At 45.0% G+C, this 16,299-nt stretch carries 15 protein-coding genes; 8 read left to right on the plus strand and 7 right to left on the minus strand.

Features of this window, described 5'->3' with window-relative positions:
- Positions 1-347: 347 nt before the first annotated feature.
- From HMPREF0581_RS01810 to HMPREF0581_RS01820, 3 genes are all read left to right on the plus strand, one after another.
- Positions 348-983, plus strand: coding sequence for a TetR/AcrR family transcriptional regulator (locus HMPREF0581_RS01810; RefSeq protein WP_009643109.1), 636 nt, complete (start codon positions 348-350; stop codon positions 981-983).
- A gap of 40 nt (positions 984-1,023) precedes the next feature.
- Positions 1,024-2,349 carry a DUF1254 domain-containing protein gene (locus HMPREF0581_RS01815; protein WP_051426888.1) on the plus strand — a complete coding sequence of 442 codons (1,326 nt, stop codon included), beginning with the start codon at positions 1,024-1,026 and terminating at the stop codon, positions 2,347-2,349.
- 93 nt (positions 2,350-2,442) lie between these two features.
- The gene (locus HMPREF0581_RS01820; RefSeq protein ID WP_009643110.1) at positions 2,443-4,386 is read left to right on the plus strand and encodes an alkyl/aryl-sulfatase; all 1,944 of its coding nucleotides are present in this window, start codon (positions 2,443-2,445) and stop codon (positions 4,384-4,386) included.
- 84 nt (positions 4,387-4,470) lie between these two features.
- Here HMPREF0581_RS01820 and HMPREF0581_RS08465 read toward each other — a convergent pair whose 3' ends face one another.
- The gene (locus tag HMPREF0581_RS08465; RefSeq protein ID WP_084645309.1) at positions 4,471-5,328 is read right to left on the minus strand and encodes a helix-turn-helix transcriptional regulator; all 858 of its coding nucleotides are present in this window, start codon (positions 5,326-5,328) and stop codon (positions 4,471-4,473) included.
- Between the two features lie 331 nt (positions 5,329-5,659).
- On the opposite strand from HMPREF0581_RS08465, the gene HMPREF0581_RS01830 reads away from it, so the two are divergent.
- From HMPREF0581_RS01830 to HMPREF0581_RS01840, 3 genes are all read left to right on the plus strand, one after another.
- Positions 5,660-6,313: a cupin domain-containing protein gene (locus HMPREF0581_RS01830; protein WP_036379875.1), complete on the plus strand. Its 654-nt coding sequence runs from the start codon at positions 5,660-5,662 to the stop codon at positions 6,311-6,313.
- A 208-nt stretch (positions 6,314-6,521) separates the two neighbouring features.
- Entirely contained in the window at positions 6,522-7,688 is a 1,167-nt protein-coding gene (locus tag HMPREF0581_RS01835) for a low temperature requirement protein A (RefSeq protein WP_036379878.1), read from the plus strand.
- 94 nt (positions 7,689-7,782) lie between these two features.
- Positions 7,783-8,970: an oxygen-binding di-iron domain-containing protein gene (locus tag HMPREF0581_RS01840; protein ID WP_009643118.1), complete on the plus strand. Its 1,188-nt coding sequence runs from the start codon at positions 7,783-7,785 to the stop codon at positions 8,968-8,970.
- A 158-nt stretch (positions 8,971-9,128) separates the two neighbouring features.
- Here the strand turns inward: HMPREF0581_RS01840 and HMPREF0581_RS01845 are convergent, their stop codons facing one another.
- Positions 9,129-9,998 (minus strand): DMT family transporter, encoded by an 870-nt coding sequence (locus tag HMPREF0581_RS01845; protein WP_036379880.1) that lies wholly within the window; start codon positions 9,996-9,998, stop codon positions 9,129-9,131.
- A 326-nt stretch (positions 9,999-10,324) separates the two neighbouring features.
- Between HMPREF0581_RS01845 and HMPREF0581_RS01850 the strand changes: the two genes are divergently transcribed.
- Positions 10,325-10,900 (plus strand): HD domain-containing protein, encoded by a 576-nt coding sequence (locus tag HMPREF0581_RS01850; RefSeq protein WP_009643125.1) that lies wholly within the window; start codon positions 10,325-10,327, stop codon positions 10,898-10,900.
- Positions 10,901-11,183: 283 nt separating this feature from the next.
- Here the strand turns inward: HMPREF0581_RS01850 and HMPREF0581_RS01855 are convergent, their stop codons facing one another.
- A complete protein-coding gene (locus tag HMPREF0581_RS01855; protein ID WP_009643104.1) occupies positions 11,184-11,495 on the minus strand; it encodes a YhbY family RNA-binding protein in 312 nt (103 codons plus the stop codon).
- A 235-nt stretch (positions 11,496-11,730) separates the two neighbouring features.
- Here HMPREF0581_RS01855 and HMPREF0581_RS01860 point away from each other — a divergent pair, with 235 nt between their 5' ends.
- Entirely contained in the window at positions 11,731-12,873 is a 1,143-nt protein-coding gene (locus HMPREF0581_RS01860; RefSeq protein ID WP_036379883.1) for a DUF4317 domain-containing protein, read from the plus strand.
- A gap of 193 nt (positions 12,874-13,066) precedes the next feature.
- Here HMPREF0581_RS01860 and HMPREF0581_RS08235 read toward each other — a convergent pair whose 3' ends face one another.
- From HMPREF0581_RS08235 to HMPREF0581_RS01880, 4 genes are read right to left on the minus strand one after another with little or no spacing between them, the layout of a single operon-like run.
- Positions 13,067-13,543 carry a hypothetical protein gene (locus HMPREF0581_RS08235; protein ID WP_051426890.1) on the minus strand — a complete coding sequence of 159 codons (477 nt, stop codon included), beginning with the start codon at positions 13,541-13,543 and terminating at the stop codon, positions 13,067-13,069.
- A 16-nt stretch (positions 13,544-13,559) separates the two neighbouring features.
- On the minus strand, positions 13,560-14,408 hold the full coding sequence (locus HMPREF0581_RS01870) for a metal ABC transporter permease (protein ID WP_036379885.1): 849 nt from the start codon (positions 14,406-14,408) through the stop codon (positions 13,560-13,562).
- A complete protein-coding gene (locus HMPREF0581_RS01875) occupies positions 14,401-15,105 on the minus strand; it encodes a metal ABC transporter ATP-binding protein (protein ID WP_051426891.1) in 705 nt (234 codons plus the stop codon). Before HMPREF0581_RS01875 ends, HMPREF0581_RS01870 begins: the two co-directional genes overlap by 8 nt.
- 31 nt (positions 15,106-15,136) lie before the next feature.
- A complete protein-coding gene (locus HMPREF0581_RS01880) occupies positions 15,137-16,180 on the minus strand; it encodes a metal ABC transporter substrate-binding protein (protein WP_009643134.1) in 1,044 nt (347 codons plus the stop codon).
- Positions 16,181-16,299: the final 119 nt, after the last annotated feature.

Below are 16,299 nucleotides of genomic sequence, written 5' to 3' on the forward strand. Positions count from 1 at the left end.
ATCGTCTGGAGTGAACTCCATAGAGAGGACAATTATCCTTCTTACTGGGATTAGCAAAACACGTTTTTTGTCCTATAAGCCTCCGTTGTCGTAATTTGACACGTTTTATCACAGGTTGTGTGACAAGTGTCAAAGTTTATAGATGCAAATTTATTCATTAAAACGTATAAACAAATAAATGTGAAAAAATACAGGTCATGTAATTTTATGCAGAATTAAAAAATATACCTTTAGACATTTAAGAATTTCTATAGACAATCTAAATTGCTTTGTAATTTTGCCTGCTGATGATATAATATCTATCATCAGCAGGCAAGCTGTCTTTAGAAGGGGAAAAGGAGAAAGGAATGGGATTTGACCCTAAGCAGGACGCTTTACAAAAAGAAGAAACCAATAGGCGAATACTTGATGCGGGCTTCAGTATATTTTCCGAAATGAATATAGACAAGGTCTCTATGGCAAAGGTTGCGGACAAAGCGGGGATAGGGGTCGCAACCTTATACAGATATTACCGAACCAAGTCCGAGCTTGTGGTCGCTGTCGGAACCCATGCATGGAGCAAATTCATAATAGGCTATATGCCTCTTATAAACGAGGACAAGGCAACAGCCGTGGAAGAACTTGAATTTTTCCTTGATTCATTTCTTGAATTATATAAAAACCACAAGAGACTGCTTTGCTTCAATCAGTTCTTTAATATTTACATCAGGAATGAAGCAGTTCCTCAAGAGGCTTTGAACTCATATAATGAAATGATTGACAGACTTGCAATGCGTTTCCATAGAACTTATGTTAAAGGCGAGAATGACAAAACACTGTGCACGGAAATGAGTGAAAGAACAATGTTTTTATCTATAATGCATCTCATGCTTGCCGCTGTCACAAGATATGCGGTGGGACTTGTTTACGAAAATGACAGCGAGTCGGATAAGGAGCTTATTTTACTCAGAGATATGCTTATGTGTGAGTTTACGCCAAACTGATATCGCGGAACTAATATGAAGTATTAAGGAGGATTTTAAGATGAGAGAAGAAATGAAACATGACAGAGCAAGATCGCTTATTGAGCAGGCGTTTATTTTTTCTTTTCCACTTGTTCTGATGGACATTACCAAGGAAGTCAGCACCAACACAGTCGAACCCTCAAAATCAAAGGCCCCTGTTAACTGTTTTTTTCATGCAAAGGCTCTCGCTACATCGGAGTTCAGGCAGGTTGTCACACCTAATGTTGACACGCTTTATTCTCAGGTTTTTTTCGATTTAAAGGACGATGCTCTTGTCGTTAAAAAGCCTTATGCAGATAGGTATCTGACATTTCAGATTATGGACGCATGGTCCAATACCGTGGCAACCTTGGGAACGGGTGGAGATACGGACGGAGAAAAAACATATATACTTACAGGACCTTCTTTCAGAGGGGATATTCCCGAGGGAATGGATAGGATTGAGGTTCCTACATCTATCGGTTGGCTGCTCGGAAGAACAATCTGCTATGGTGCCGAAGATATACCCAACATCTACAAATTGCAAAGTGAGATGGATGCCGAGACTCTGTCGGGTTTTATGTCTAACGGGGAAATATCAAAAGGCTCTTATGATGCGAGCAAAGACGGTGTTCCTCTTACGATTGCAATGAATCTTTCACCGACAGAGTATTTTGGGAGATTCAACAGACTTCTTATGGATAATCCTGCATATCCCGAGGATAATGAGTTGCTCCGAGAGCTTGCGGATTTGGGAATAGGCGCCGGCCTGAGCTTTAGCCCTTGTCTTTCTTCTGAGGATTTGGAAGATTTCTGGTGTGAAATGAAAGACCTGCTTCTTCCTAAATTGATCAAAGCAACATTGAAATTCATGGTCAGAAACGGCAGCTTTAAATTCTATGGTGATCCGATAAGCCGTTTCGGTAAGGAATACGAATACCGTTGTCTTGTTGCAATCGCAGGTTTCGGTGCAAATCCTGTGGAGACCGCCGTATATCTCAAAGCGGAAGAAGACGACAGTGGAGAGAAGCTAAATGCCAAAAACAAATACTTGCTGCATTTCATGTCGAACAGTCTGCCGCCGGTTGGAGAGCATGGATTTTGGTCGGTAACAGCATATGGCGATGATGATTTCTTGATTTCCAATCCGCTGGACCGTTATGCAATAAGCAATCGAAGCAGTTTCAAGCTAAACGAGGATAATTCCTTGTATTTAATACTCCAGACTGAAGAGCCGAATGAAAATAAGGAGAATTGGCTACCTGTGGGTAGTGACGGATTTCATCTTTTTCTTAGAATATACAGACCCGATAACAGCGTGCTGAACGGAACATGGGAAGCGCCTAAAATAACGAAAATCGGCTAAAGACCGACAATATAGTAAAACTTAGCTATCTTAACTATAAAAAAGATTGCTGCGATTGCTGCCGGGGAAACATATTAACAGGAGGTAAATATTGTGAGAATAGATAGAAAATTTTTAGGCAGGTCGTGTTGCTCGTGCGCAACGACGAGTACGGCTAAAGCTAACAGGACATGGTATTCTTTGCTTAATTTTTCGGATGAACGTGAAAAAGAATGTGCACTGAGAGGTCTGATTGAATCACCGGAAGAACTTGTTATTAAGCGTGACGACGGTGAAGTGGCGTGGGATCTCGGAGATTTCGATTTTATCAAGGACAAGGAAGCGCCCGACACGGTAAATCCGAGTCTATGGAGACATACGCAGCTCAACACTTACGCGGGACTTTTTGAAGTATGTGACGGTATATACCAGGTGCGCGGCTACGATATGGCGAATGCAACTTTCATTAAAACAGAGCATGGCTGGATAATTTTTGACGTTATGATGTGCAAGGAAAATATGGAATCAGCTATGGCGCTCATGGAAAAGCATTTCGGAAAGCTCAATGTCAAGGCAATTCTTTACAGTCACTCTCACATAGATCACTACGGCGGAATTATGGGTGCGATAAATGCCGATCAGGTGGCTGATGCGAGCCTTAGCTTAGAAGAACAACTCGCTTCCGGTAAGGTCCTGATCTTAGCGCCCGAAGGATTCTTAAAGCATGCAGTGAGCGAAAACATTTACTGCGGCGCTGCTATGGGAAGAAGAGCTCAGTATCAGTACGGTTCAATTATGAAAGCCGGAGAAAAAGACCGTATGGCAATAGGTATAGGACTTGGCCAGTCACGAGGAACGGTCGGTCTGCTGGCACCTACAATAGAGATAACTGGCAATGATACTATCACGATAGACGGGCTTGAAATTCGCTTCCAGCTGACGCCCGGAACAGAAGCACCGGTGGAAATGAACGCATATTTCCCTAAATATAAAGGCCTGTGGATGGCTGAAAATTGCACCGGGACTATGCATAACATTTACACTCTGCGCGGGGCTCAGGTGCGCGATGCCGAGGCGTGGGCACGCTTCATACTGGAGGCCGAATATCTTTTCGTGGATGAAACCGAGGTGGTTTTTCAATCTCACAATTGGCCGCACTGGGGAAAAGAAACCGTAAAGGAGTATATGCAGGATACGGCTGCAGTTTATCAATATATAAACAATCAGACGCTGCATTACATCAACCGGGGTCTCACTCCTGCGGAAATCTCAAGGAAACTGGAGCTCCCGGACAGGCTCAATAAAGTCTGGTATTGTCGCCAGTATTACGGCACGTTAAGTCATAATATAAAAGCAGTTTATCAACGATATATGGGCTGGTACGATGCCAATCCGGTCAATCTCAACCCGCTTACTCCCGAGGATACCGCAAAAAAATGGATTTCATACCTTGGTGATTTAGAAAAGGTTCTGAGCAAGGCGAAGGAGGATTTCGACAAGGGGGAATACCAGTGGGTAGCTCAGTTGACAAAGGAACTCGTATTTGCCAAGCCGGATCTCAGGGAAGCAAGGGAACTGTGTGCAAAGGCTCTTGAACAGCTCGGTTATCAGTCTGAAAGCGGTCCGTGGCGCAGCGCCTACCTTATGGGAGCGTGGGAGCTTCTTGATGGAAATCAGTCATGCAACGAAGGAACCGTAAAGGGCAATGAAGTAATGATGATGGGGATGACGACAGAGATGATGCTGTCATACATAGATATTATGACAGATGCTCTGGCAGCACAGGACGATAATTTCACCCTAAATCTTAAAATTACCGATACGAACGAGGAGTACCTCGCAGTAAGAAGAGATGGTATTCTGCTCGTCTATAAGGGAAAAGCCAAAAGGAAGGCAGATTGTTCCATTAGTTTAGAGCGTCTGCAGCTACTCTCGCTTATGTTTGGGAAAAAAGAAGTTATGGAGAGGATTTCCGTAACAGGAGATCAAACTGTGCCGCTACGGCTTATCAAATATATGTCTCCACTAGTATTGAACTTCAACATAATAGAACCGTGAGTAGAGAAAAACAGTGTTTAAAAAGCAAAAGAGAAGCCAAGCCATTTGAGCCGGCTTCTCTTGCTTTATCTGCAGGCTATTGAGTTATGCTTTATAAGCGACGGCAACCGAAGTCAAACTCACATATTTATTGTTGCCGATCGAATATTTGATTTCGAAAATACAGAACCAGACAGCAGTTTTGTTTTCATCAAGATTGTCACTAAACGTTACCTCATCCTCAAAGAGAAAGTCTGACAGGAACACAGTAACCCCGGCATCATCCTTTTTATATGTAACCATTTTATCTTTTCTTTCTTGAGGAGCTACAGGCATTCCCGGTGCAGTGTAGAGTTTTATACTGTCTATCTTCGGAGCTTGATTTTTATAGTCAGTGTCTTGGAATCGCAGCTTCACGTAGGACTCAGCTCGATTTTTTATGAATACGCAAGGTACATCACCTTCAATTTTGCCACAAGTATTACTTCTTATATTAATTCTCTTTGATTCCGAAAAAGACTCATAGCTGCCGGCATCAAAGGTCCTTGTAATGGCAGAGGATGGTGAACTCCCGTAAATATCAACCATCATTTTGATATTAGTATCAGTTGTAATTCGAGATTTGTCAGGAGTTGGCTTGTATGAAAAATGGAGAACAGTAAACAATGCTGTCAGGAGACCGAGTATCAAAACAACAGATACAAGAAGCGTTTTTTTCCACAATGACAGCTTTTTCCTAGTAGTATCAATACTCTTAATGTATATCTCATCCTCCTTGATAAGCGTATCAAATGATACTTCGTACTCGTTGCTTATGTGTTTAAGGATTTCCATATCAGGATAGTGCTTATCATTTTCCCAGTTTGAAACGGTCTGGCGTGTGACGCCGAATCTTTCGGCAAATTGCTGCTGACTGAGATTATGCGACTTTCTTATTTCTTGTATCTTGGTTCCGATTGACATACCCCACCTCCAACCTAACCTTACCGTATAATACATGAAAACAAAAGCAAGAATTGTTTTACATGTATCTCTTTTGAGGGAAACCAAAGTGTTTGATTCTTCAAATCCCGGATCCAAAATCCAATAGAGATGAATCGTAGGGAAATCATCAATTTAAATAAGTCATGCCGGTTTCCTTGACTTAAGATTAAAATGATTCGACTTTCCATTGTACATAAAAATACAAGAAATATAACTGTAGATGCAGAATTGCCTGTAAAACACGTATATAATGTAATTGAACGGATCAAAACAGGATTTACGATATTGCAGTCCGGAAGGAGAGCAGGGTATGAAAGAAAAGGAAGGAGAGGTTTTCTCCATAGCAAAGGATAACAGACCGATTTCGGGATGCACTATTTCAAAGGAAATATATAATGGCACAGAGCACATTACTTATTTTTCCCTGGCAGCAGGAACAGATATCAGTGCTGAGATTTATCCGTATCACAAGCTGATTCTGGTTGCGGATGGAAGTGCAGAGGTATATGGAGCCGATGGCTTTAACAGGGGATTGAACGACGGAGATATAATATTAACACCTACAGATGCACCGATAGGTATACGTACATCGGTGGGAGCAGTTTATATAGAGATTTCAGTTCAGAAGGAGGCTATTATGAACGGAGCAATTAAAGCAGGAGAGGTATTCAATTTAGCGGAAATTATTCCTTATCAGGAAGGTAAAATCGTAAACATGGATCTTGTCAATAACGACAAGATGAAATTTGTTGTAATGGCATTTGATAAAGATACGGGGCTTGCCGAGCACGCTGCACCCGGCGAAGCAATAATATTTGCACTGGATGGCGAAGGCGTGATCAGTTACGAAGGTAAGGATCACGTGATTAAGGCAGGGGAGAATTTCCACTTTGCTAAAGGTGGGCTGCATTCTGTAAAGGCCACGGCTAATTTCAAGATGGCATTGCTGCTGACACTTGAATAATATGAAAGGTGTGCAGTCCCTTCATTGCTGTTTGTGCCGCCGATGAGAACGGCGATATGGAGATTAAGATGAGAAAAATAAGTAAGCGGAAGAATATGAAAAGATCCCGTAAAACCCTCATAGCCATACTCAGCGATGTGTGAAGACGACAGCAAAAAACCGCAATTTTTTATAAATTCAGAGTTGTAATAGGAACAGAAGGGACATAATGCTAAAATCCACTATCAAGCACAAAAATGTCGAATTTACCGAGCTGTTCTATGATCTGGTGTTCGTATATGCCATATCCAAGACAACCGGGCTGATTCACCATCTGCATGACGGAATCGTGGGTGGCGATGCCTTTCTGACTTTCCTTGTCACACTTTTTGTGCTCGTCGATGCATGGATGCTGCAGACTGTATTTACGAATCAGTACGGCAAGAATTCGTTTCTCAATATCTCGATTATGTTCATCAAGATGGTGATACTGCTCGTGTTCTCGGGCATGATTGTCAACGACTGGTACGACCACTTTGATTACCTTTGCTGGACTATCTGTCTGCTGTCGATCGTGCTGTTCCTGCAGTATTTTGTCCAATATTATAGTGACGAAACAACTGCTGCTGAGAGACACTCAATTAAAGGATTCCTTGCAGTTACCGGGATTCGGGCGGTCGGAATATTTACGGCAGGTATGTTTCCTCTGTTTCCGGGTTTTTACATATATCTTGCTACGATTGCGGTGACTTTCTGGATGCCTATCAATTTCAGGAGGAGACAGGAGCAGGTCGAGATCAATTTCGTTCACCTAGTCGAGAGAGTTGCGCTTCTTACTATTATAAATTTTGGCGAGATGATCATGGGTATCGCCCGGTTTTTCACGCCTCAGACGTTTACGCTCAAGTCGGTGCTGTATTTCGTCATTGTTGCGAACCTGTTTCTGTACTATTTCAGTGCGTTCAACCACGCGGTAGACGAGCACCGGAACACGCACGGGATATTCATGCTGTACAGCCATTATCCGATTTATATCGGGTTGATCATGATTACCGTTGCCATGACTTTTATAAGCGAAAATGCGGCAAATGTTCACTTTGTCACGGCGTTTCTGTACATGGGCCTTTTTATGTTCCAGTGGGCGGTCATTGCAAATAATCGGTACAGCAAGCCGTACATGCGGTTTAATCGGCGATATCTCGCAGTTCAGGCGGTGATCCTCGTGGCAGGGTTTATGACGAGTTTCAACCTTGCGCATAATGACGCGGCGGTGCTGTATGTCACAACGGTGATGGTGGCAGCATTGACGGTGCATGCGATAGGGTTTCTATATGCGAGGAATTTGAAAGAGAGAAGGAGGCTAAAGAAATCTACTTCAGGCGCCAAGACAAAATAAAAAATATCTAGAGAAATCAGAGAATAAATGGGATAATCCGCCTTAAAAAAGGTGTAGCATTATCTGTACAACAATTGATAATACGGAGGAAACAATGAGGAAGCTTGTAAAAAACAATGTAAGTTGGGTCGGATACATGGATTGGGAGCTCAAGACTTTTCACGGTGATGAGTATTCGATTTTAAATGGTTCAAGTCAAAATGCATTTTTGATTGAGGAAGAGAAAACTATTCTTGTGGACACCGTATGGCTTCCACACAGAGATGAGTTTATAGAGAATCTGAAGGCTGAAGGAGTGCTGGACAAGATCGACGCAATCATTGTAAATCACGGTGAGCAGGACCATTCAGGTTCGTTGCCGGCGCTGCTCAAGGAGATTCCGGGCACGCCGCTCTACTGCACTGCGGCATGTGTAAAGAGCCTTGAAGGGCAGTACGGCAAGCAGGGATGGAATTTCAACGTGGTGAAGACCGGTGATAGCCTTGATATAGGAAACGGGAAGCAGCTGGTGTTTATCGAGATGAAGATGCTCCACTGGCCGGATTCTATGGCTACATATATGACTAGGGACAACATCCTGTTCTCTATGGATGCGTTCGGACAGCACTTCGCAGTTGAGGAGATGTTCAACGACAGTGCAGATCAAGCGCTGCTTGACAGGGAAGCGATGAAGTATTTCGCAAATATCTTAAATCCTTTTGCACCGTTTGTAACCAAGAAGCTCGCAGAAATTGCAGAGCTGAACCTACCAATTGACATAATCGCTCCGTCACACGGCGTGATATGGCGCGACAATCCCGGACAGATAGTTGAGAAGTACGCTGCTTGGGCAGATGCTTATCGGGAGAATCAGATTACAGTTGCATACGATACGATGTGGGAGGGTACGACTAAGCTGGCGCACGCAATCGCTGATGAGATTCACAAGCAGACACCGGATACTGTTGTAAAGGTTTATAATATCGCCAAGACAGACAAGAACGAGCTCATGACGGAGGTCTTCAAATCAAAGGCTATTGTCGTTGGTTCGCCGACTTGCGTAAATGATGTGTTGACAAGTGTCGCAGGATGGCTATCTTTCTTAAAGACTTTGAAGTTCAAGAATAAGAAGGCTGCTGCATTTGGCTGCTACGGCTGGAGCGGTGAGTCAGTTAAAATTCTGCAGGCTAAGCTTGCGGATGCGGGATTTGAGGTTATAGAAGGGCATGTGCGCTCATCCTGGAATCCGGATGAAGAGGATTATGCAAAGATTCCGGAGATGGTTTCGGATTTGGTTAAGTGATCCGGACTTTCAAATATGCATCTAAATATGAGACTTCTCGAATAGATAGAGTGAAAGCAGCATGCACAGTTGCTGAGGATGAGAAGCTTTTGTCCCTTATTAAGTTATTTGCTCTTACAATTAAAACGAGTTCAGCGTAATGGCACGGATGAGTAGCATCATTGTTCTTGCTTTGATTTTAGGAATATAATCAGTGAAGCCGTTATGATTATCGCATAGCCGATGAAGCTGTATAGATCCGGCAGCTCCCTAAAGATGAGCAGACCCATGATTGTCGTAAATATGATCTGTGAATAATCATAGATGGATATCTCCTTGGCCGGTGCATAGCGATATGCTCCGGTGATGCTGAACTGTCCGCCCGCAGCTGCAAGTCCGGCGCCGAGCAGCATCAGCAGCTGATATTTGTTTATGGGTTCGTGGTACCGGATTATCATCAGCGGCACCATCGATAGGCAGCTGAATGTCGAGAAACAGAACACGATGACAGCTTGCGGCACCCCGTTAGAGCCGAGCATCCTGACCATTGTGTAGGCGAGACCGGCGCCGACGCCTCCGATCAGACCGGCTGCCATTCCCATAGGATTGCCCGAGAATCCCGGCTTGATTACAAACATTGCTCCGGTCAATGCTAACAGCAGGCAGAATACCTGATACCTCTTAGGAACTTCTTTGAGTATTATCATAGAAAATATAATCGTCGCGAACGGAGACAGCTTGCTGAGCATGCTGGCGTCAGCAACCATAATGTGGCTGACGGCGTAGAAGTTCCCGAGTATTCCGATAGTTCCGGCCAGCACCCTGATGAGCATCGGCAGATAATTTTTGCGCCCTATTACAATCGGTTGTTTCTCTTTGATTAGAACAATTACAGCGATTATCGCCGCTATGAGGTTCCTAAAGAAAGATTTTTCGACTGCAGGCAGATCTCCGGCAAGCTTGACGAAGATTCCCATTAACGCGAAACAGAACGCTGACGAGATTATCAACAATATTCCTTTATTTTTATCATGTATGACTTTTTCCATTTTTCAGTCCTTGTATTCTCCGGTCTTTATGTCTATATCCTTTGCTCTTGCAGCTATCAATATATGCGGTATATCTCCGGGCTATATAGAATCCGGATATAATGTATATCGCTTGTGCCGTCGGGCGGCTTCAATCGGCGTAATTAAATTACGAATAACCGGAACGCAGTATGCAGTATGCCGATAGAATTAACACTCAATATCTTATTGCAAGATGGGCGCGCAGTCAAATTCAATAGAAATTTTCATTATAGTAAACCGATGACAATGGTGTTAAAATCTAAATGATTGCTAGATGATTAAGAAGATATAAGAGGAGAATAAAAATGAGTGAACACATAACCAGAGAACAGGCAAATGCTCTGTTACACAAGTATGTAAAGGGTGAGAATTACATAACACATTCGTATGCGGTTGAAGCGATTATGAGGGGGCTGGCCAAGAGGCTGGCTCCGGATGAGATAGAGTTCTGGGGGAACTGCGGACTGCTGCATGACCTCGACGAGGAGACAGCTGATTGGCGTAACGATATGTCCACTCATGGACCGGTCTCTGCGCAGATTCTAAAGGACGAGGGCTACGATGAGCCGGTTATGGCACAGGCAATATGTGCTCACAACCCCGAGTCGGGTGTTGTAGCGAAGTCTACGCTTGAGATTGCGCTGCTTGCGGCAGATCCGATGAGCGGATTCTGCAAAGCTGTCGCGCAGATATATCCCGATAAAAAGATTGCGAGTGTCAAGCACAAGTCGGTCAACAAGCGGTTCAAGGAATCCAGGTTTGCAGCCGGCGCGAACAGGCAGTATATGGCAGCAATTGAGGAGACCGGCATCAGCTTTGATGAGTTTATAGATATTTCTCTGGAGGCTATGCGCGAGATTGCGGATGATATCGGGCTGTAGGCTGATGGGGAGCTGAACTGCCTGAAAATTTGTTTCTGTAATATATAGCACAAGCACTTGCCCGTGCAGGGTAAGTGCTTGTGAATGTATGGCGGGCATGCTGTCAATCTGTGGTGAAAGTCCACGAGGGGGTAGTTGCCGACGAACCTCATAGCGTTCCCGGATTGGAAGCCGGAGCAGTTGAGTCAAGCTTCTCATCGCCGGAATTCCTAATACCTAGATGGTATCGGCATTTAGCTTCAAGATTCGCACCGCTGATATTTCCGGATAAAAGTTACGTTTATTATTTGCGAGGTGCGCGTGGCAGCTCAATCTTGACGTTCTTAGGATTTTTGGCTCTTCTGTAGAGCACGAAACGGCGACCTATTGCAGCGACGAACTCAGCGTGCAGCGTCTCTGCGAGCTCGCTGCATACGTCGGCCGGATTTAGCATAGAACCTTCCTGAAGCTGTCCCTTGACGAGTTCGTTTGCAGTGAGATTCTCGTCGATGGAGCGGACAATGTTGTCCGTGAGGTCGGCCTTGCCAATATATACTGTCGGCTCGATCTTCTGTGCGAGCCCTTTGAGATAACTTCTTTGCTTACCTGTGAGCATGTGTTCTCCTTGATATTTCCGAAATGTGTTATAGAATTAATCGTATGCATTATATTAACACAACGGCGTGTGCGAATCCATAGGTGCGAGGGTTGCGGTGGAGTAACGGCCTGTGATTGCGGCGGAGTCACGGACTTAGTGTGCGAGGATGAGACAGAGAAATTCTTTGAATTTAAATAAATAGGTGCGGCGGATAAAATTCAAGCTGCTTAATAGTTTTAAAATAGGAGATACGATGAATCGCAAGGAAATTAGAGAAATCAAGAAGAGATTTAATCCGGATATGGACAATTTCGGTCATATCTACGGGTGCTATGTCAATGCGGCGCATGAAATTATCGCGTATATGGATTCGCCGACTATGCTCATGGGAAATGAGGAACGAGAGATGTACATGAAGACTCTCAAGAAAACTCTGTCGGGAGCACTAGGCAAGAATCTGCTCAATGTTGAATTTTCAACGGCACAGGTCGAGGACAGCGATGAGCACAGGCTGCTGCAGGCGCTCAGAACATCACATCTCAGCAACGAGACAATGCGCAAAATCCTGTTTCAGAGGATTATAGACAATGTGGATATGGGTGATGTCGGCTATGTAATCCTGCTCGCTTCGGATTCTTACGATGTGCCTTACAAGAACGGTGGCAGCGATGAGTGGTCGGAGGAGTCGACGGATCAGTTCGAATATTTTATCTGCTGCCTATGCCCTGTAAAGGACCCGAAGGGCGCACTCAGGTATCTAGCTGAGGAACAAAATTTCCGTGCCGCTTCGACGGGCAGCATACTCGGGGCACCGCAGATGGGCTTTATGTTCCCGACATTTGACGACAGGATGACCAACATCTACCGGGCACTGTACTACACGAGGAGCTCGGCGGATGTGCACCAAGATTTCCTCAAGGCGGTATTCAACCTCGACAAACTTCCAATGGCTGCAAATACTCAGAAAAACGCTTTTGACAGCGCTCTCGCAGACTCGCTCGGTGATGAGTGCAGCATGGATGTAGTGAAGGCTCTGCACAGCCGGATTGGCGAGAGGATTGATGTGCTCAAGGGGCCAGGAGCTGATGATGCACCTGAGATTCATATCAATGAGCTTGAGGAAATCCTGATGAAAAGCGGCACTTCCGATGAAGCCATAGAGAAGTTCCATGATACCTGCAAGAACTATTTTGAGGGTGAGGAATTCTTTAATCCCGAGAACTTGATAAACCGTAAGCAGTTCAAGCTCGAGACTGCCGAGATGAACGTCAGCATTGACCCTGAGCACGCATTCGGCATCAAGACGGAGATTATAGACGGACGCCAATATCTGATGATTCCAATCAGTGAAGGGCTGACGGTGAACGGGGTGGATGTGAAGGTTAGTGACAAATAGCAGACACTGCGAACAGTTGGCAGCTGATTATGTTTGCTTGGCGGATTATACAAAGTCTGCGGACTTGAAGTGATGAGACAATTCGAGGCTTTGTTAGTCCGCATCGGCAAAGAGTTAAGTTTGAAGAAGAGGGCTGACCCGGCAGGTCAGCCCTCTTGCAATTATTAAGGATTCTGATGTGCTATCGAGAGCACTATTTTTTGTAGATTTTGGCGTCCTCCAGCATAACCGTATATGCGTTCGGGTCGTCCGTACCAGGAGCCTTTTTTCTGACAAATTTGCCGGAAATTACAAATCGATGTTCCTCCTTGGGCAGCTTATCACGCTCGCCTTTCTTGAGCTTGAAGAGCAGCCCTTGTTGGCAGCATTCAGTAGCATCCGGAATCAAGCAGTATTCGTATCGTTTACCGGTTCCCGGATCGATGCTGACTACGTAATAACCTTTAACCTTGATGTGCTTGCCATCATATTTCTCAGGCTTATTCATCATGTTGGACACTTCCGAGTAGATAGCTGTGGCACTCATAGTGCTGAGGTCTGTGTCTACACCCGAATCTGTCCCGGAGCTCCTACCTGATGCAATGTGCAGTGTCACTGCAATGCATACCACAACCAGAGCTAATAGGGAAATGATTATTACTATAAGTTTTGTCTTGTTTTTGTTAGCCATTTTGTCTCATTGTAAATTATCCACGGGCGGTTGCTTTGCCTATTATTATAAATACAAGATACATAGCTGCATCAACTGTTACAATAGTTGCTCCGACCGGGGTCCCGCCCAGGATTGATATGAACATTCCCGTCAAGGCTGCAACTATTGATATTACTACCGAACAGATTGTTACTGATTTGAAGCTGCCAAATACGCACATCGCCGACAGGGCAGGGAAGATGATAAGCGCAGATATCAGCAGTGAACCGACGAGATTCATGCCCAGAACGATGATAACCGCAATGATAATGGCGATTATCAGGTTGTAGGTATCTGTCTTGGTTCCGGTTGCCTTGGTGTACTCTTCGTCAAATGTAACTGCAAATAATCTGTTGTACAGGAATATAAATGCAATTATGACAAGTACAGATATGGTGAGGCAGAGCACGACATCCTGTGAAGTCAGCGTCAGTATGGATGTTGATCCGAATAATGTAGTACACACATCGCCGGATACATTGGCTGATGCCGAGAACACATTCATCAGCAGATAGCCGAAGGCCAGCGATACAACTGACAGGATAGCCAGCTTGGCATCTCCCATGACCTTGCTGTTCCTGTTGCTCCTGAGGAGTATGACTGCCGCCAGTACGGTGACAGGCAGGGTAATATACAGGTTGCTGGATATGTGCAGGATGGTTCCAATTGTCATCGCTCCGAATGCCACGTGCGACAGTCCGTCTCCGATAAATGAATATCTCTTCAGAACCAGCGTTACTCCGACCATTGCCGCGCATAGCGCTATAGAAACGCCTACGATCAGCGCATATACGACAAAATCATGAGAAAGGTACATGCGGATAAGTCCCAGCGTACTAGACATCCAGCACCTCCTTTCTCTCCTCATCTGATGCCAGATGAGGCGTATCGTTCATTATCAGTATTTTGTTGGCTGCTGACAGGGCTTTGCCGACGTCATGGGATATGGTTATGATTGTCGTGCCTTTTTGATTCAGCTTGTCCAGCATTCGGTATAGCTTGGCAGCGGCAACCGGGTCCAGCCCGGTTATCGGCTCGTCCAGAACCAGGACCTTTGGGGACGAGGCGATGGCGCGTGCCAGGAGCACGCGCTGCCGCTGCCCGCCGGAAAGTTCGCGAAAGCTGTCATTCTTAATATCCTCGAGGTCAAGCTCTCGGATAGCAGCAGAGGCAAGCTTTCGCTCCCTGATTCCATAAAAAGGTCTGAAGCCCAATCTGTTGAGGCAGCCGGATAGCACCACCTCCCATACGGAAGCGGGGAAATCCTTCTGAGTTTCACGCTGCTGCGGCAGGTATCCGATGTCGCTCCTGACAATATCGCCGCGCAGCGCGACATCGCCGCTTACAGCCGGAATCAAACCGATCAAGGTCTTAATAAAGGTCGATTTCCCGGCACCGTTTTCTCCTACAATACATATGTAGTCGCCATTATTGATCTCCAAATCAAATTCCTTGCAGAGGGGCTTGCCGGAATATCCTACAGCAAGCCCTTCGCAGTCGATACTAAATGAAGATTCAGTCCCGTTAACCATCTGTTCCATTTGTACTCCTAATAATCTTAGCCGCAGAAGCTTACTTATTGCTCAGAAGCTCCTTTAGCACCTCAAGGTTTTGCTCCATAGTCTTGAGATATGTCTTATCCTTGAGATCACTCTTCTTGATCGATTGCAGAGAGTCGAGCGTCTTGATGTCGCGTTTAGTGCTGTCGGCATCGCGGATAATCGACTTGGCAATCTTGTGATCGGAATTCTCAATAGTTACAACGTGCTTTAGCTTGAGCTGGTTGAGCTTCCCTGACAGGAAGTGGATAGTCTCGAAGCTGGCCTCCGATTCAGCAGAGCAGCCTACAAAAGCCGCATAGTAATCGATGCCATAATCATCGACCATATAACGGAAAGGGAAGCGGTCGCCGAACACCAACGTCTTAACCTTTGCTTTTGCAACAGCATCAGCATACTGCTTATCAAGCTTCTTCAGCTTTTCAGTATAAGCGTCAAGATTCTTCTTATATGTATCGGCATTGTCCTTGTCTTTGTCAGCTATAGCCTTCTCGATAGGCTTACAGAGCTTGATTGCATTCTTGAGCGACAACCACACGTGCTCGTCATACTCAACCTCTTCAGCATCCTCATGATGATGGCCGTCCTTGTGATCTTTGTCTTTGTCGCCGTCATGGTCGTGATGGTCATGCTCTTCCTTTTCAGGCTGCATTCCTTCCTTGACCTCCTCTGCCTTCTTGCTGTCCTTCATCTCATCCATCAGGTTGATAGCTACGAGATTTTTGTTAGTCTTCTTCTTAAGTACATCGCTGACCCACTTATCTGATTCGCCGCCGACATACACGAAGATATCGGCGTCCGCAACGGCCTTGATATCATCAGCGGATGGCTGGAAACTGTGCAGGTCACCGCCGCTCTTTTGCAGCAGCTTCAGGTCGACATCTTTAGCCTTGTCGCCTAGAATTTCCCTAATCCAATCATATTGCGGAAATGTCGTCGCGACAATCTTTATTTTTTTCTTGCTTTCGGTCTTGTTGCCACAGCCGGAAAGGGCTCCCAGGGTTAGAATTGCAATCAGCATAATTGCAAACAGCTTTGTGAATTTTTTGCGATTCATACATACCTCCGTGTCTTGTTACATGTAAATACAGATCCTTCAAAAAACAATCTCGGTTATAACACTTTTCCGACTCTCCGTACCGGTTCCTTTTTGAACCGAGGGGGAATGATAGAGCG

The organism is Mogibacterium timidum ATCC 33093, assembly GCF_000525775.1.
In the GTDB taxonomy this organism is placed as follows: domain Bacteria; phylum Bacillota; class Clostridia; order Peptostreptococcales; family Anaerovoracaceae; genus Mogibacterium; species Mogibacterium timidum.

What these genes read in the sequence shown, in the direction of transcription:
- HMPREF0581_RS01810 (WP_009643109.1), top strand. Translation starts at nt 348, where the DNA reads ATGGGATTTGACCCTAAGCAGGACGCTTTACAAAAAGAAGAAACCAAT.
- HMPREF0581_RS01815 (WP_051426888.1), top strand. Translation starts at nt 1,024, where the DNA reads ATGAGAGAAGAAATGAAACATGACAGAGCAAGATCGCTTATTGAGCAG.
- HMPREF0581_RS08465 (WP_084645309.1), bottom strand. Translation starts at nt 5,328, where the DNA reads ATGTCAATCGGAACCAAGATACAAGAAATAAGAAAGTCGCATAATCTC.
- HMPREF0581_RS01830 (WP_036379875.1), top strand. Translation starts at nt 5,660, where the DNA reads ATGAAAGAAAAGGAAGGAGAGGTTTTCTCCATAGCAAAGGATAACAGA.
- HMPREF0581_RS01835 (WP_036379878.1), top strand. Translation starts at nt 6,522, where the DNA reads ATGCTAAAATCCACTATCAAGCACAAAAATGTCGAATTTACCGAGCTG.
- HMPREF0581_RS01840 (WP_009643118.1), top strand. Translation starts at nt 7,783, where the DNA reads ATGAGGAAGCTTGTAAAAAACAATGTAAGTTGGGTCGGATACATGGAT.
- HMPREF0581_RS01845 (WP_036379880.1), bottom strand. Translation starts at nt 9,998, where the DNA reads ATGGAAAAAGTCATACATGATAAAAATAAAGGAATATTGTTGATAATC.
- HMPREF0581_RS01850 (WP_009643125.1), top strand. Translation starts at nt 10,325, where the DNA reads ATGAGTGAACACATAACCAGAGAACAGGCAAATGCTCTGTTACACAAG.
- HMPREF0581_RS01855 (WP_009643104.1), bottom strand. Translation starts at nt 11,495, where the DNA reads ATGCTCACAGGTAAGCAAAGAAGTTATCTCAAAGGGCTCGCACAGAAG.
- HMPREF0581_RS01860 (WP_036379883.1), top strand. Translation starts at nt 11,731, where the DNA reads ATGAATCGCAAGGAAATTAGAGAAATCAAGAAGAGATTTAATCCGGAT.
- HMPREF0581_RS08235 (WP_051426890.1), bottom strand. Translation starts at nt 13,543, where the DNA reads ATGGCTAACAAAAACAAGACAAAACTTATAGTAATAATCATTTCCCTA.
- HMPREF0581_RS01870 (WP_036379885.1), bottom strand. Translation starts at nt 14,408, where the DNA reads ATGTCTAGTACGCTGGGACTTATCCGCATGTACCTTTCTCATGATTTT.
- HMPREF0581_RS01875 (WP_051426891.1), bottom strand. Translation starts at nt 15,105, where the DNA reads ATGGAACAGATGGTTAACGGGACTGAATCTTCATTTAGTATCGACTGC.
- HMPREF0581_RS01880 (WP_009643134.1), bottom strand. Translation starts at nt 16,180, where the DNA reads ATGAATCGCAAAAAATTCACAAAGCTGTTTGCAATTATGCTGATTGCA.